The organism is Deltaproteobacteria bacterium, assembly GCA_029210625.1.
Lineage (GTDB): Bacteria > Myxococcota > Myxococcia > SLRQ01 > SLRQ01 > JARGFU01.
The window spans coordinates 164,617-179,623 of the sequence record JARGFU010000008.1 but is presented as its reverse complement, the minus strand read 5'-3'; the positions used below and the strand labels follow the sequence as shown (position 1 = coordinate 179,623).

The window sequence follows — 15,007 nt, the reverse complement described above, 5'->3', positions numbered from 1 at the left end:
TCCCGCGAGCGGGAGAGGGGCGCGGCGTGAGGGCCGCTAGAGGGTCTTCAGGTAGACCTCGAGGGCCTCCTTCTGCACCGCGTTGAGGCCGTCGGCGTTGTGGCCGGTCTGCAGGCCGCGAGAGAAGGCCTCCTGCAGGGTGCGGGCCGAGCCGTCGTGGAGGTAGGGGCCGGTGGCGAAGACGCCCTTGAGGGTGGGCGTGTTCACCAGGCCGCCGCCGGAGGCGGTCGGGTGCTGCTGACCGTCGGTGAAGGAGGTGCCAGCGTGGCAGCCGGCGCAGTTGGACTGGAAGAGGATCCGGCCCTCGTCGAGCTGCGCCTGGGGCAGGATCTCGGCGGCGGGGTTGTCCGGCGGGCTGATGGTGTCCATGTAGGCCAGGATGTCCTCGGCCTCGGTCTGGGCCAGGCCGCGGCCGCCCATCCAGGAGACCATCACGTGGGCCAGGCTATCGAGATCGGGGCTCGAGCCGTCCCAGGCGAAGGGGGCGGTGTCGGCCAGATCCCAGAGGGCCGGGGTCTGGATGCCGATCCGGTTGTCGGGGTCGATGGGGTTGATGCGGCCGCCGGCCAGGGACCAGTTCAGGCTGTCGGTCCGGCCGTCGGGGTGGCACGAGGAGCAGGAGACGCCGCCCAGATCCGGCTCGGTCATGCGGGGGTCGACCGCGGAGTAGAAGAGGCGGCGGCCGTTCTCCTGGGCCGGGGTGAGCTGGGGCTCGTTGAAGACGATCTCGTTGGTGGTCACCAGGCGCTCGCCCTGCCGCTCGACGACGGAGATGCTGTAGTCGAAGGCGTTGTGGACGTAGGCCGCCGAGAGGTCACCGCGGACGGCCAGGCCGGTGGGGCGGGCGCCGACCCGGACCAGGTCGACGATGCCGCGCTCGGGATCGAGGAAGGTCGGCCACTGCTTGTTGCGGGCCGAGACGATGGCCAGGGCGTTGGAGTTGTGGTCGGCCACGTAGATCCACTCGCCGGTGGAGTCGACGACCAGGGAGCTCGGGGCGTCCATGGAGTCCTGGTTCGCCGCGGCGCAGAACTCGTCGTCGGTGGAGGCGAGCATCTGGCCCGGGTAGTCGCGATCAGGGTCGGACGCCGGGGTCGAGGCCGAGAGGATCATGTTGCGAGAGGTGGAGGCGGTGGAGACCGCCGGCGCCACGGCCAGGTTCAGGTTGTCGTTGGTGAAGCCGTCGGTGCCGGTCCGCGCCAGCACGTGGGCGATGTAGGCCCGGTCGCCGTCGGGGGAGAGGACCACGTCGGCGGGCTGGTTCGGGACGCGCTGCGGGCCGTTGCCCATGAAGCAGTTCTCGGACTGCTCGTGCTCGATCTCCATCTCGTCCTCGAGCTCACCGCTCTCGACGTTGATGATGGCCACTCGCGAGGAGAGGAGGTCGGTCACGTAGGCGGTCTTGCCCAGCGCGGTGACGGCCCAGGGGGTGCCACCGACGCGGATCTCGCCGACGTTGCCGAGGGTCTGGGCGTCGAGGACGGAGACGGTGCCCGAGGTCGAGTTGGCGACCAGGAGGTTGCCGTCCTCGGTCAGGGTCATGCCGACGGGCTCACCGCCGACCGAGCCGGTGGCCTCGACCTCCATCGAGCCGGCGGGGATGCGCATCACGGTGCGGCCGGCGCGGTTGGTGACCCAGACGGTGTCGTCGGGGCCGACCAGGATCCGCTCGGGGGCCGAGCCCACGGGGATGTGGCCGAGGACCTCCATCGTCGCGGTGGCGATGATGGTGACCCGGTTGTGATCCGTGTCGGCGACGAAGAGCGTCGCGTCGTCGGAGGTCAGACCCAGGGAGCCGGAGCTCCGGGGAACGTAGTTGCCCTGGTTGGGGCACCCGACCAGAGCCAGGGTGGCGACCAGGGTGGTGCCGATGGCAAGCTTCTTTCGCATGGCCTCTCCTTCGTCCTCTCGCGTCCTTGCGGCTATCGAATTCGTCGGGGCAGGGACGCCGACCGGCGTTCCTCCCTCGAAGGGGATCCTTTAGCAAGCCACGGGCCAGCGCCTGGATCGGTTCAGTCGCCGCGGGCCAGGCGTGCCAGCTTCCGGGAATGACCAGTGATCCAGGGGGGTTGGAGAACGAGGCCCCGCCCCCCCGGACAGGTGCCACCCGAATGTCAGGCGAGCATGGGTGCGGTGGGAGTGCGGCAGCCGCGTCAGGGGGGTGGCACCCGATCGGGGCGGATCGGGCCCCTCGCTACTCTCCCCAGGCCGCGATCTGCCTCTGGACGAGCACTCCGAGCAGTCTACGGCGGTAGTCCGGATCGGAGAGCACGTTGGGCAGCGGTGTGCACTGACGGCACACCCGTTCCGCGATGGCACGCCCGAGGGCGGCATCGGCCCGCTCCCCTTCGTACGCCTGGAGGCCGGTGACGATCTTCGGGCGGGGTCCGAGCACGCCGACCGCGATCCGGATGTCGTGCAGGGTCGCACCTTCCCGCACCTCCGCCGAGAGCCCGACCCCCACCAGGGGGAAGTCCACCGCGCCCCGGACCGCCCACTTCTGGTAGGCGCTGCGCCGCAGGGGCGCGGCCGGGGGGATCCGCAGGGAAACCAGGATCTCGCCGGGCCCGAGGGTGAGGGGTTCGCGGCCGTCCTTGCCCCGCAGGTCCTCCACCGGCACCCGGCGCTCGCCCGCCGGGCCGGCGATCACCGCCTCGGCCCGCAGGGCGGCGAGGGCGGGGAGGGTGTCGCCCGAGAGCGCCGCGACGCAGTTCTTCCCCTTGGGGACCACGTGGCAGACCTCGCCCTCGCTCTTCAGGCAGCCCCCGAGGGAGGCCCGCCAGGCCGGGCTCCGGTTCACCCAGCGGCAGCGGACGTCGAGGCAGACGTTGCCGCCGAGGGTGCCCATCTGCCGGGCCTGGGGGTGGGCGACCTCACCGGCAGCCTCGGCCAGCGCCGTCGCGCGCAGCCGGATGCGGGGATCGGCGGCCACCTCGACCAGCTTCAGGTTCGCCCCCAGGACCAGGGTTCCGTCCGCCTCCTCCCGCAGGCCGCGCAGCTCGGCGAGGCCCTCCAGGGAGATCAGGGTGTCGACCTCGTGCAGGCGGTGCTTGAGGTTCACCAGCAGGTCGGTGCCCCCGGCCAGCAGCCGGGCGCGGGGGCCGCCGGCGCGCAGGAGCTCGATCGCCGCGGCCAGCTCGGTGGGCCGCGCGAGGGCGAAGGGAGGGAGGCCCATCATGCGGCACCTCCCTCGTCGGTCGTGGCCTCGAGGCGGGCGTCGAGGGCCGCCAGGACCTTCTCGGGGGTCAGCGGCAGGGTGTCGATCCTCACCCCGATGGCGTCGAAGACGGCGTTGGCCAGGGCCGGGATCACCGAGTGCAGCGGCCCCTCGCCCGCCTCCTTGGCGCCGTAGGGCCCGTGGGCGTCGGGGGCCTCCACGACGATGGCCTCGATGGGCGGCGTGTCGACGCTGGTGGGGATCCGGTAGTCGAGTAGATCGGGGGCGAGGAGCCGCCCGCCAGGGCCGACCTCGTGGTGCTCCATCAGCGCCTCGCCCAGGCCCATGTAGCAGGAGCCCTCGATCTGCCCCTCGACCAGCAGGGGGTTGAGGGCCCGGCCGCAGTCGTGGGCGCACCAGACCTTCTCCACGCCGATGACGCCGGTCTCCGGGTCGACGATCACCTCGACCACGTGGGCGGTGGCCGAGAAGGCCGGCGTCGCGCCGATGGCGCCGCCCCGGTAGTCGCCGTGCACGTCCTTGGGGGTGTGGTAGTAGCCCGTCGCGCCGAGGGTGCCGAAGCGCGCCTCGGCCAGGGCGAAGGCCTCGGCGATGGGCAGGCTGCGGGAGGGGTCGGTGATGTCGAGGGCCAGGCGGCCGGCGAGGGCGACGTTCTTCTTCTCGATCTCCCAGGCCTCGGCCACGGCCTGGCGGACCTTCGCGGCGAGCTGGCGGGTGCCGTGGAGGGCCGCGTGCCCGGCCATGAGGGTGATGCGGCTGGAGTAGGCGCCGAGGTCGACGGGGGTCAGATCGGTGTCGGCGCTGACCACCCGCACGTCGGTCAGCTCGACCCCCAGCTCCTGGGCGCAGACGGCGGCGAGCATCGTGTCCGAGCCCTGCCCGATCTCCGAGGCGCCGCTGAAGATCCGCACCCGGCCGGAGCGATCGGCGGCGACCTGCACGGCCGAGAGGGGCATCTCGTTGGGGTAGACCGGGTAGTTGGTGCCGCTGATGTAGGCGCTGCAGGCGACGCCGAGGCCGTGCCCGAAGGGCAGCCTGCCGCGGCGCGCCTTCCACTCGCTGCGCCGCTCGACCTCGTCCAGGCAGGTGAGTAGGCCCAGGGACCCGACCCGCAGCTCGTTCACGGTGCGGGTGTTCTCGCCGATGAAGTTCCGGCGGCGCAGCTCGATCGGATCGATCCCCAGGGCGTGGGCCGCCTTGTCGAGGGAGACCTCCAGGGCGAAGCGGGGCTGCACCGCGCCGTGGCCTCGCTTGGGGCCGCAGGCTGGCTTGTTGGTGTAGGCGCGCCGGCTCCGGTAGCGGTAGGCGGGCAGCCGGTAGGGCAGGGCGGTGAGCTGCCCGGAGTAGTAGGTCGTGATCAGCCCGAAGGAGGCATAGGCCCCGCCGTCGAGGAGGAGGTCGGCCTCGTAGCCCTGCAGCCTCCCCTCGTCGTCCACGGCGAGCTTCGCGTGCACGGCGGTGGGGTGCCGGCCGCGGTGGGCCAGGAAGACCTCCTCCCGGGTGTAGAGGATCTTCACTGGCCGGCCGGTGCGCAGCGAGAGGAGCGCGACGCAGAACTCGAGGTCGAAGGGCTCGGACTTCCCGCCGAAGCCCCCGCCCACCGCCGGCTGCACCACCCGGATCCGGTTCGGCGGCAGCTCGAGGACGCGGGCCAGTGCCCGGTGGAGGTAGTGGGGTACCTGGGTGGCGGAGTGGACCGTGAGCAGCCCGTCGGCGCCCACCTCGCCGATGGCGCAGTGGGGCTCGATGGCGGCGTGCGTGGTGCCGTGGAAGAAGTAGTCCCCTTCCACAACCGTCGCAGCCTCATCGCCTGCGCCGGGGTCTCCGAACGAGAGCTCGATCTCTTTCGTGAGGTTGCCCTTCCGCTTCGGGTGCGGGTGGAGGACCGGGGCGCCCTCGCGCAGAGCCTCCTCGGGATCGAGGACGTGCGGCAGCACCTCCCACTCGACCTCGATCAGGCCGCAGGCGGCCTCGGCGGTGGCCTCGTCGAGGGCCGCCACCGCCGCCACCGCGTCCCCCACGAAGAGGGCGCGCTCGACGGCCATCACGTGCTCGTCCTCGGTCCAGGGGATGATCCCGTAGGGGGTCATCAGGTCCTGCCCGGTGATCACCGCCTCGACGCCGGGCAGGGCGAGGGCCGCCTCGACGTCGATGGAGACGATCCGCGCGTGGGCGTGGGGCGAGCGCAGGATCTTGCCGTGGAGCATCCGCGGCAGGCAGAGGTCGTCGGCGTAGATCGCCGCGCCCGTCACCTGGGCCGGCCCGTCGATTCGCCCATGGCGGCGGCCGATCACCGGCGCGTGGCCGGGGGTCTCCCGGGGCGGTCGGGCCTGGTCGGCGTAGCGCTCGAGGTCCCGGGGGAGGGGCGGGGTCTTCATGAGCCCCCCTCCTCTCCCGCTCCGGGGGCCCCGCGCCGGGCGGCCACCTCGAGGGTGGCCTCGGCGACGGCGTCGAGGATCTTGGTGTAGCCGGTGCATCGGCAGAGGTTGCCCGAGAGGGCGTGAGCGATCTCGCCGTGCTCCGGCGCCTCCGATCCGGTGTAGCTCTCGGCGAAGTGCACCGAGGACATCAGCATCCCCGGGGTGCAGAAGCCGCACTGGGCCGCGCCGTGCCGGACGAAGGCCGCCTGCACCGGGTGGAGCTCGGGGCCGTCGGCCAGCCCCTCGACGGTCCAGATGTTCTTCCCCTCACAGAGGGTGGCCAGGGTCAGGCAGGCGAGGGCCGGCTGCCCGTCGATGAGCACCGTGCAGGCGCCGCAGTCCCCCTTGTCGCAGCCCTGCTTGGTGCCGGTGAGGGCGAGGCGGTAGCGCAGCACCTCGAGGAGGGTCTCGTTCGGGGCACAGGGGAGCACCCGCGTCTCGCCGTTGACGAGGAGGCGCAGCAGCGCGGGGGCGGGGTCGGGGAGGGTCATCGCTTCCTAAGGTATGGAAATCACTGTCCGGGCCGGGGCCCGTTGCGGGTCGATCTACGCATTCTCGGGTGGACAGTGGTACACCACGGCCGCTCTGACGCAAATCGGGATGAAGGGAGCACCTCATGTCGTCCAACCAGCACGAGCAGAAGCTCGTCTACGACTGGAACACTCGCAAGCGCCGCCACCCCCTCACCGAGGGGTCGGTGATGCTGCAGGACGAGACCCTGCGAGACGGTATCCAGGGCCCCTCGGTCAAGGATCCGACCATCGAGGAGAAGAAGCGCTTCATCGAGCTCTCCGCGGCCCTCGGTATCCACTCGATCAACCTCGGCCTGCCCGGCGCGGGTCCGCGGGCGGTCGAGCACGTCACGGAGCTGGCCGAGTTCATCATCGAGAAGAAGCTGCCCATCAAGGCGAACTGCGCGGCGCGGACCCACCTGAATGATGTGCGCCCGATCGCCGAGATCAGCCAGAAGGTCGGGATGCAGCTCGAGGTGATGGCCTTCCTCGGCACCAGCCCCATCCGGCGCTTCGTCGAGGAGTGGGAGGTCGAGAAGCTGCTGAAGTTCAGCTCGACCGCCATCGAGTTCGCGGTGGGCGAGGGCCTGCCGGTGACCTTCGTCACCGAGGACACCGTGCGCTCGACGCCCCAGGACCTCTCGGTGCTCTTCCGCAACGCCATCGAGTGCGGCATCCACCGCCTCACCCTCTGCGACACCGTCGGCCACGCCACCCCCGACGGCGTGAAGAACCTCATCGAGTTCACCAAGGACATCATCGAGTCCTCGGGGCGCGAGGTGGGCATCGACTGGCACGGTCACAACGATCGGGGCCTGGCGCTGACCAACACCCTCACCGCCATGGAGTACGGCGCCACCCGCCTCCACGGCACGGCGCTGGGCATCGGCGAGCGCGTCGGCAACGCCTCCCTCGATCAGCTCCTGGTGAACCTCAAGCTCCTCGGTGAGTTCGACGGCGACCTGACCAACCTCCCCGAGTGGGTGAAGCTGATCTCGGAGGCCACCGACACGCCCATCCCCAAGGGCTACCCCGTCGTCGGCACCGACGCCTTCCGGACCGCCACCGGCGTGCACGCCGCCGCGGTGATCAAGGCCGAGAAGAAGGGCGAGGACTTCCTCGCCGATCGAGTCTACTCGGGCGTCCCCGCCTCGATGGTGGGGGAGTCCCAGCGCATCGAGGTGGGCCCGATGAGCGGCCTCTCGAACGTCCTCTACTGGCTCGACAAGAACGGCTACGAGGTCAGCGACGAGCTGGCCCAGGCCGTCTTCGCCGGCGCCAAGGCCGCGGACCACGTCCTCACCGACGACGAGGTCCACGCCCTGGCGAAGGCGCGGTAGCCAGGGCTACCCGGCCACCCGATCCAGCACCACGGCGGCCAGGCGGCCGGCGTAGGTGGTCAGCTGCTTGACCGCGATCTCCTCGTTGGCCTGGTGGTAGGTCTTCTCGTTGCCGGGGGACCAGCCCACCGCGTCGATGCCCTGCTCGACCAGGGCGTGGGCGAAGGTGCCGCCGCCGGTGCCGACGATCTGGGCCTTCGGGGCGTGGGCGAGGATGGTCTTCACGATCGGCGCGTCGGGCTTCACCGCGATGGGCGGCGCACCTCGCCGGGCCTCGACCGTGAAGCGCAGCCCCTTTCGCTTCTTCGCGATCCCGGCGCAGAGGTCCTTGATCTGCTTCTTGATCGCGGCCTCCTTCTGTCCGGGCACGTAGCGGATGTCCACCACGGCCTGGGCCAGATCCGGCACCGCGTTCGCGGCGTTGCCGCCCTTGATGATCCCCACGTTGAGGGTGGGGCGCCCGAGGATGGGGTGCTTGGTGTGGGGCATCTTCATCTTCTCGAGCTCGAGCACCAGCTGGGCGAGGCCGTAGGCGGCGCTCACCCCCTGGGAGGGATCCATCGCGTGGGCGGACTTGCCGCGTACGGTGATCGAGAGGCCCAGGCGACCCTTCTCGGCGATGTTGATCTCCTTCATCTCGCCGGCGATGTCCGGCACCACCGCCTCGTCACAGGCGATCTTGCCGTTGGCGAGGAGCCAGTCGAGGCCGTAGCCCGCCTGCACCTCCTCGTCGGGGAGGGCGGCGAAGATCACCTCGCCCGGGATCTGCTCGGCCTGCTCCGAGATGATCTTGAAGGCCGCGAGGGCCGAGACGAGCGGCCCCTTGTTGTCGAGGACGCCCCGGCCGTAGAGCTTGCCGCCCTTCTCGTGGGCGTCGAAGGGATCGAAGCGCCAGGCGCTGCGGTCCCCGGAGGGGACCGTGTCGGTGTGGAGCAGGAGCATCATCCGCCGGGCTCCCTTCTCCTTGCGGCCGACGCTGGCGAAGAGGGCCGGGCGCTCGGGGATGCGGCCCTCCCGGTGATGGGGCAGGTGCCAGCCGTCGAGGACGCGCTCGAGGCGCTCGACCACTCGCGCCTCGTGACCGGGCAGGTCCATGCCGTCGGGCCCCTCGCCGGGGTAGTCGGCCGGGTCGTAGTTCACCGTGCGCACCCTGGCGATCTCGATGGTGGTCTCGACGATGAAGTCGCGGAGCTCCTCGCCCCGGGCATGGATCTGCTTGATCTCGGTCTTGTTCATGTTCGACGCCTCCGGCGTTGGGGGGGTGCCGCAGCCTATTCGGAGAGGACCTCCTCCAGGAAGGCCGAGAACTGAGTGAAGGAGAAGGGCTTGTGGAGCAGCCGCACCCCCTCCTCGAGCACGCCCTTCCTGGAGAGGATGTCGGCCGTGTAGCCGGAGAGGAAGGCGTGGCGCAGGCCGGGGAGCTGGCTGCAGAGCTGCTGGGCGAGGGCGTGGCCGTCCATCCCGGGCATCACCACGTCGGTGAGCAGCAGGTGGAGCTCCTGGCCGTGGAGCTCGGCGACCTCGAGGGCCTGCTCGGGGCCGTTGGCGGTCAGCACCCGGTGCCCCAGGTGTTCGAGCATCATCTGGGTGGTCATGAGCACCCGCGGGTCGTCCTCGACCAGGAGGATGGTCGCCGGCTCGCCCTCGGCCAGGCGCAGGGGGGCAGGGCGAGCCTGGGCGGTCAGCTCGACCTCGACCGCCGGGAGGTACACGGTGAAGGTCGCCCCCTCGCCCGGCCGCGAGGCGGCGCGGATGAAGCCGCCGTTCTGCTGCACGATGCCCTGGACGGTGGCCAGCCCCAGGCCAGTGCCCTTGCCGATCTCCTTGGTGGTGAAGAAGGGCTCGAAGATCATCGGCAACACCGTCTCGTCGATGCCGCTCCCGGTGTCGCTGACCGTGAGCCGGGCGTAGTCCCCCGGCGGCAGCCCCGTCTCTCCGGCGAGGTCGTCCTCGTCGAGGTTCTGCACGGTGGTCTCGAGCGTGATGGTGCCCTCGCCCTCGAGGGCGTCGCGGGCGTTCACGCAGAGGTTGGTCAGGATCTGGTCGAAGTGCGAGGGATCGATGCGCACCTTCGTCCGGGCGTCACCGCGCTTCCAGACCAGCTCCACGTCTTCACCGATCAGTCGGCCGAGGAAGCGCAGGATCTCCTGGAGCTTCTCCTCGAGGTCGAAGACCTGCGGCGCCGAGGGCTGGCGCCGGGCGTAGGCGAGGAGCTGCCTCGTGAGCTCCCCCGAGCGCAGCGCCGCGTCGCGGATCTCCTCGAGGTACCCGCGCAGCTCGCCGGGGAGCTGGGTCTCTCGCAGCAGCGCCATCTCGGCATGGCCGATGATCACGCCCAGGACGTTGTTGTAGTCGTGAGCCACGCCACCGGCGAGGCGTCCGATCGACTCCATCTTCTGGGACTGGAGCAGCTGGAGGCGCAGGCGCTCCTTCTCGCTCTCGGCCCGGACCCGGTCCGAGACGTCCAGGACGATGCCGATCCGCTGGTTCTCTCCCTCGGCCGACGCCGGGAGCCAGGTCCCGTGCTCCCAGACCACCTTCTCCTCTCCCCCCCGGTCGATCAGCCGGTACTCCAGCTCGAAGGGCTCACCGGCCACGGCGGCCTCTCCGATCCGGGCCTCGACCCCTGGCAGATCGTCGGGGTGGATCAGGCTGGCGAAGGGGATCGCCCCGGGTCCGACCAGCGCCTCCACCGGGTGGCCGGTGAGCGTCGCGGCGCCGGCGCTGACGGTCTCCATCCTCCAGCCGGGGCGGGCGAGGCAGCGATAGACCATCCCCGGCAGGTTGCGGGCGATCGCCGCCAGCATCCGCTCGCTCTCGGCGAGCTGCTCCCGGCTGGCGACCAGGCTCTCCTGCCCCGAGAGGACCCGCCGGCGCAGGACGAAGACCAGCAGGGCGAGCACCGCCCCGAGGAGGATCAGGCCCGCCAGGGCGCTCCAGACCGCCCGGGGGGTGACCTGCTCCACGGCGAGATCGCGATGCAGCCAGAAGCGCAGGCGCCGGTGGTAGAGGGAGCTCGGCTCGGCCCGCCAGGCGTGCAGGTGGCGGTCGAGGGTCCGGAGCAGCTCGGGGTTCTTCCCCCGGGCGACGGCGAAGTAGATGGGGAAGGGGTGGAAGACCACCCCGGTGTCGACCACGCCCCTGGCCCTGCCATGAGCGGCGCCGTAGGTGTTGTTGACCACCCCGGCCTCGGCCCGCCCCTCCCGGAGGGCCTCGAAGACGGTGTCGAAGTCCTCGACCTCCACGAGCTCGCTCTCGATCCCGAAGCCCCGCATGGTCTCCTCGAAGACCGCGCGGTTGTAGTCGCCCCGCATCACCGCGACGCGCTTGCCGCGAAGATCGAAGACCGAGTGCAGCTCCTGCCCCTCGGTCGTGTAGACCTCGCTCCAGACGTGGAGCAGCGGCACCTCCCCGTAGTCGAGGAAGGCCTCCCGCTCGGGGGTGCGCGCGACGCTGGTGAGGAGGTCGAGCTCGCCGGCGCGCGCGCGGGCCAGGCCCTCGGCCCAGCCGCCGGGGACGTACTCGAGCTCCCAGCCCTCCTGGCGAGCCGCCTCGTCCAGGAGATCGACGAAGAAGCCCTGGGCCGCGCCCTCGGGGGTCAGCGAGATGGCGGGGGGCAGGTCGAAGACGGCGACCCGCACCTTGCGCGCCTCGGCCCGGGACGGGGCCGGGAGCAGCGCGGCCAGCAGGATCAGGGCGAGGCCCGGACGCAGGAGCGTGACCATGCTCGGTCTGCCAGGTGAGGTGAGGGTCTGGTCCACGGGGGCGTGCTCGAGGGGGGGGCTGGGGCCGGTGCAGGGCACCCTAGATCGAAGGGCACCCTCCGGGACAGGATCCGGGGTGGCCGGGGCGCTCCCTCCATCTGGGCTAGGATGCCGGGCACCATGAGCTTCGAAGCGAGGATTCTCCCGGTGGTCGAGAAGGAGGCCTTCCCCCTGGGGCTGGCCGTCAACTACGGCATCGGCAGCCGCGAGGTCCGCGACGCGGTCGAGGCGGGCGTCAACTACCTCTTCTGGAGCGGGATGAGGAAGGGGCGCGCCTTCCTGGGGGTGAAGGAGGCGCTGGCCGGCGATCGGGAGCGGATGATCTTCGCGGCGGGGACCGGCGGCCCCTTCGGCTTCCAGTACCGCCGGGGGGTCGAGGGCCTCCTGCGCAAGTTCGGCATCGACTACGTCGACGTCTTCCAGATGTACTGGCTGGGGGTGACCTCCTGGGACACCCGCGGCGTGATGGACGAGCTGCTGGCCCTGCGCGAGGAGGGGAAGATCCGCGCGATCGGCGTGACGATCCACGACCGCCCCCGGGCCGGCCGCCTGGCCGCCGAGAGCGAGCTGGACATGCTGCAGATCCGCTACAACGCGGCTCACCCGGGCGCGGAGAAGGAGATCTTCCCGTACCTGCCCGCGGGGGAGGGCGCCCGGGAGCGCTTCCTGGTCGCCTATACGGCCACCTCCTGGCGCAAGCTGCTGATGGCGCCGAAGGGCTGGGAGGGCCGGGTCCCCGACGCCGCCGACTGCTACCGCTTCTGCCTCTCCCACCCGGCGATCCCCCTGACCCTCACCGGCCCGGCCTCCGCCGAGCAGCTCGCGGCGAACCTCGCCGGGCTCGAGCGGGGGCCGATGTCGGAGGAGGAGCTCGCCTGGATGCGCGAGCTCGGGAAGCTCGTCCACGGCTGATCGCCTCGGGGCCTCTTTTCGCCCCGGAGGGCTTGGGAGTACACCTGCGCTCGCTCCCAACCGCGGTCCCCGACCGCACAGCCACGAGACCCAACCATGAAGAAGCTCCTCGCTCTCGCCCTCGCGTTCTGTCTCTCCCCGGCCGCCAGCGCCTCTCCGCCCGAGGCCGCCACCGGCGCCGACCACACCGTGGAGGCGCCCGCCGGCGCCCACGCGACCCACGCCAACCACGTCGGCGTCTTCCTCGGCGGCACCACCTTCCTCGGGGATCACCCCCAGACCGTGCTGACCGCCGGGCTCGACTACGAGCGGCGCCTCTCCGAGCTCTTCGGCGTCGGCCTCCTCGTCGACTTCCCGATGGACCTCGGCCACTACAGCTTCGCCGTCCTCGCCGCGCCGATGCTGGTCGTCCACCCCGTCGCCGGCCTCAAGGTGATCGTCGCCCCCGGCCTGGACTACGCCCACGAGGAGGCCGCCTTCGTCGCACGCGCGGGGATCGGCTACGACCTCCACCTCGGGGCCTACACCCTCGCGCCGACCTTCAACTTCGACTACGTGCTCGCCGAGCACCCCCACCAGGCGCTGGTCTTCGGCCTGGCTCTCGGCCGCGGCTTCTGATCCTCCGGGCGGCGGCTCAGCCCTCGGCCGGGCCGTCGCTCTCCTCGCGCCCCTCGAGGGAGAGGCCGCGCTCGGCGGCCTTGCGCTCCTCGGAGGCGCGCTTGGACTCGAAGAGGCGGCGGCCCTTCTCGGTGACCTCGCCCACCTTCAGGCTGTGATCCTGCGGCGGGCGGTCCCGATCGCGGGGGCCGCGCGCCTCGGCCTCCTCCCGCTGCGCCTTCAGGCGGCGGTCGAAGTCGATCCGCCAGGCCTCGAAGGTCGGGAACTCGAAGGCCGGATCCTGGCCGTCGAAGAGGATCCGGCGGGCGATGGCGTCGCGGTCGACGAAGACCGGGTTCAACTCGGCCGGATCGTAGCCCTCGCCCCGGTCGAAGAGGCCGGCGCAGATGGTCTTGAGCGAGCAGGGCTCGCAGGCGTCGGCGTAGAGGTGGCCCCACTCGGTCTGCCGCACCGTCTGCTTGGCGTCGAGGAAGTGCACGATGCGCTCCTCGCCCTTCACGATCTTCCGCGTCTCGGTGCTCGCCCAGGCGAAGTCGGTCATGAAGCACAAGGGGACCTTCTCCACCCGGAAGGTGCGGCCGGACTTCTGCAGGAGGGAGCAGGCCCGGGTGAGGGAGACCTCGAAGTCGACCAGGCGGTGGAGGTAGTGGGCCTGGTTCGCCTCGGCCCGGCCCATGGAGGGGTCGAGGTTGTTCCAGACGAAGTGCCGGACGTAGGGGTGGTGCTCGATGAAGTAGCGGATGTTCTCGTCGAGGTGGTCGGCGTTGAGCTTGTTGATGACGCAGTTGAGGTTCACGTCGATGCCGAACTTGTGGGCGTTCTCGATCGACCTCAGCGCCGCCGGGAGGGTGTCCTCGGTGCCGCGCAGCTGCGCCTCGATCTCCGGGCGCACCGAGTAGACCGAGATGTGCGCCAGCTGCAGGCCGGCCTCGGCCATGTCCCGGGCGAAGCCCTCCTCGGAGAGGCGCGAGCCGTTGGTGATCATCCGCACGTGCAGGCCCTGGTCGCGGGCGTAGCGGCAGATGGCCGGCAGCTCGGGGTGGAGGGTCGGCTCGCCGCCGGTGAGGATGACGCCGTAGTAGCCCCGCTCGACGAAGTCGTCGACCAGCACCTTCATCGAGTCGAAGGTGTGGACGTAGGGCGTGACCGGGTTGCTGCAGAAGCCACAGACGTGGTTGCAGTGCCTCACCACCTGGATGTAGCCGAGATTCGCCACGGGCGAACACTCTAACCCGCCCCCCACCCAAAGTCGGCCCGATTCGGGTATCCTCCGGAGGATCATGAGGCACCTCGTCACCTGCTCCCTCGCCGCTTCCCTCGTGCTTCTCCTGGCCGCCTGCGGCGGCCGCAACGAGCCGGACTTCGACACGCCGAACCGGGACGGAGGACGGGACGCGGGCGTCGACGGCGGCGACGATGGCGGGGGCTGGCCCGACGGCGGCGAGGACGGCGGCAGTTCCGACGCAGGCGGAAACCCCGACGGCGGCGACGACGGCGGGATCCCCGACGGGAGCCTCCCCGACGGGGGTGACGACGGCGGCACCGGGACCCCGATGCGGGCGATCATCACCCTCACCGACATCCCGCAGGTGCCCCTCTCGACCGTCGAGGCGGTGGTCACCGACGTCTTCGATCCTCCCCCGCCCGCCGGCTGCAGCAACGAGGCCTACGATCCGAACGCGCCGACCACCCTGCCCGGCTTCGACGCCGGCCAGATCGTCGTCGGCGGCCTCGCGGGCAGCGCGGTGACGCTGAACCCCGTCGCCGTGAGCGGCGGCGTGGAGTACCAGCCGGCCGGCTCCGTGCCGCGGCCCCTCTTCAACGAGGGCAACGTGATCACCGCCAACGCGATGGGCGGCCCGGACCTCGGCGCCTTCTCGATCAACCTGACGACCCCGCAGGAGATGGCGCTGATCTCGCCGACCCCCGGCGCGACGGTGGCTCAGCAGCCGGCCTCCTCCCCGATGACCATCACCTGGACGCCGGGCGGCGGCGACCTCGTCGTGATCACCCTGACCCCGGCCGACCTCTTCTACCTCTCGGCGATCTCCGGGACGATGCTGGTCTGCGTGACCAACGACACCGGCAGCTTCGAGGTGCCGGCGCAGTACCTCGCCCCGGTGCGGGACGGCGGCGCCCAGAACGGCAACGCCTTCCTCGGGGTGACCCGCTCGGCCAGCGTCACCAACCTCCTGGCCGGCGGCTCCCAGGCCGTGCTCTGGGCCGGGCGCTCCGAGGGCGCCGCGATCCACCTGCAGTAGCG

At 71.3% G+C, this 15,007-nt stretch carries 11 protein-coding genes; 4 read left to right on the top strand and 7 right to left on the bottom strand.

From position 1 onward, the window contains the following. Positions 1-36 precede the first annotated feature (36 nt). From P1V51_09655 to P1V51_09640, 4 genes are all read right to left on the bottom strand, one after another. Complete coding sequence (locus P1V51_09655) at positions 37-1,890, bottom strand: hypothetical protein (protein ID MDF1563299.1); 1,854 nt, start codon at positions 1,888-1,890, stop codon at positions 37-39. 304 nt (positions 1,891-2,194) lie between these two features. Continuing rightward, positions 2,195-3,178 (bottom strand): FAD binding domain-containing protein, encoded by a 984-nt coding sequence (locus tag P1V51_09650; GenBank protein MDF1563298.1) that lies wholly within the window; start codon positions 3,176-3,178, stop codon positions 2,195-2,197. Further along, positions 3,175-5,556: a xanthine dehydrogenase family protein molybdopterin-binding subunit gene (locus tag P1V51_09645; GenBank protein ID MDF1563297.1), complete on the bottom strand. Its 2,382-nt coding sequence runs from the start codon at positions 5,554-5,556 to the stop codon at positions 3,175-3,177. The genes P1V51_09650 and P1V51_09645 overlap by 4 nt, the downstream gene beginning before the upstream one ends. Beyond that, a complete protein-coding gene (locus tag P1V51_09640; GenBank protein MDF1563296.1) occupies positions 5,553-6,089 on the bottom strand; it encodes a (2Fe-2S)-binding protein in 537 nt (178 codons plus the stop codon). Before P1V51_09640 ends, P1V51_09645 begins: the two co-directional genes overlap by 4 nt. Before the next feature lie 125 nt (positions 6,090-6,214). Here P1V51_09640 and P1V51_09635 point away from each other — a divergent pair, with 125 nt between their 5' ends. Next, on the top strand, positions 6,215-7,450 hold the full coding sequence (locus P1V51_09635) for a LeuA family protein (protein ID MDF1563295.1): 1,236 nt from the start codon (positions 6,215-6,217) through the stop codon (positions 7,448-7,450). Between the two features lie 6 nt (positions 7,451-7,456). Here the strand turns inward: P1V51_09635 and P1V51_09630 are convergent, their stop codons facing one another. Further along, the gene (locus P1V51_09630) at positions 7,457-8,686 is read right to left on the bottom strand and encodes a M20/M25/M40 family metallo-hydrolase (GenBank protein MDF1563294.1); all 1,230 of its coding nucleotides are present in this window, start codon (positions 8,684-8,686) and stop codon (positions 7,457-7,459) included. Positions 8,687-8,721: 35 nt separating this feature from the next. Further along, the gene (locus P1V51_09625) at positions 8,722-11,175 is read right to left on the bottom strand and encodes a transporter substrate-binding domain-containing protein (protein ID MDF1563293.1); all 2,454 of its coding nucleotides are present in this window, start codon (positions 11,173-11,175) and stop codon (positions 8,722-8,724) included. A gap of 159 nt (positions 11,176-11,334) precedes the next feature. On the opposite strand from P1V51_09625, the gene P1V51_09620 reads away from it, so the two are divergent. Beyond that, positions 11,335-12,126 carry an aldo/keto reductase gene (locus P1V51_09620; GenBank protein ID MDF1563292.1) on the top strand — a complete coding sequence of 264 codons (792 nt, stop codon included), beginning with the start codon at positions 11,335-11,337 and terminating at the stop codon, positions 12,124-12,126. Between the two features lie 96 nt (positions 12,127-12,222). Next, positions 12,223-12,744, top strand: a complete 522-nt coding sequence (locus P1V51_09615) for a hypothetical protein (GenBank protein MDF1563291.1) — start codon at positions 12,223-12,225, stop codon at positions 12,742-12,744. A gap of 16 nt (positions 12,745-12,760) precedes the next feature. Here P1V51_09615 and P1V51_09610 read toward each other — a convergent pair whose 3' ends face one another. Next, the gene (locus tag P1V51_09610; GenBank protein MDF1563290.1) at positions 12,761-13,960 is read right to left on the bottom strand and encodes a radical SAM protein; all 1,200 of its coding nucleotides are present in this window, start codon (positions 13,958-13,960) and stop codon (positions 12,761-12,763) included. A gap of 64 nt (positions 13,961-14,024) precedes the next feature. Between P1V51_09610 and P1V51_09605 the strand changes: the two genes are divergently transcribed. Beyond that, complete coding sequence (locus P1V51_09605; protein ID MDF1563289.1) at positions 14,025-15,005, top strand: hypothetical protein; 981 nt, start codon at positions 14,025-14,027, stop codon at positions 15,003-15,005. Positions 15,006-15,007 lie beyond the last annotated feature (2 nt).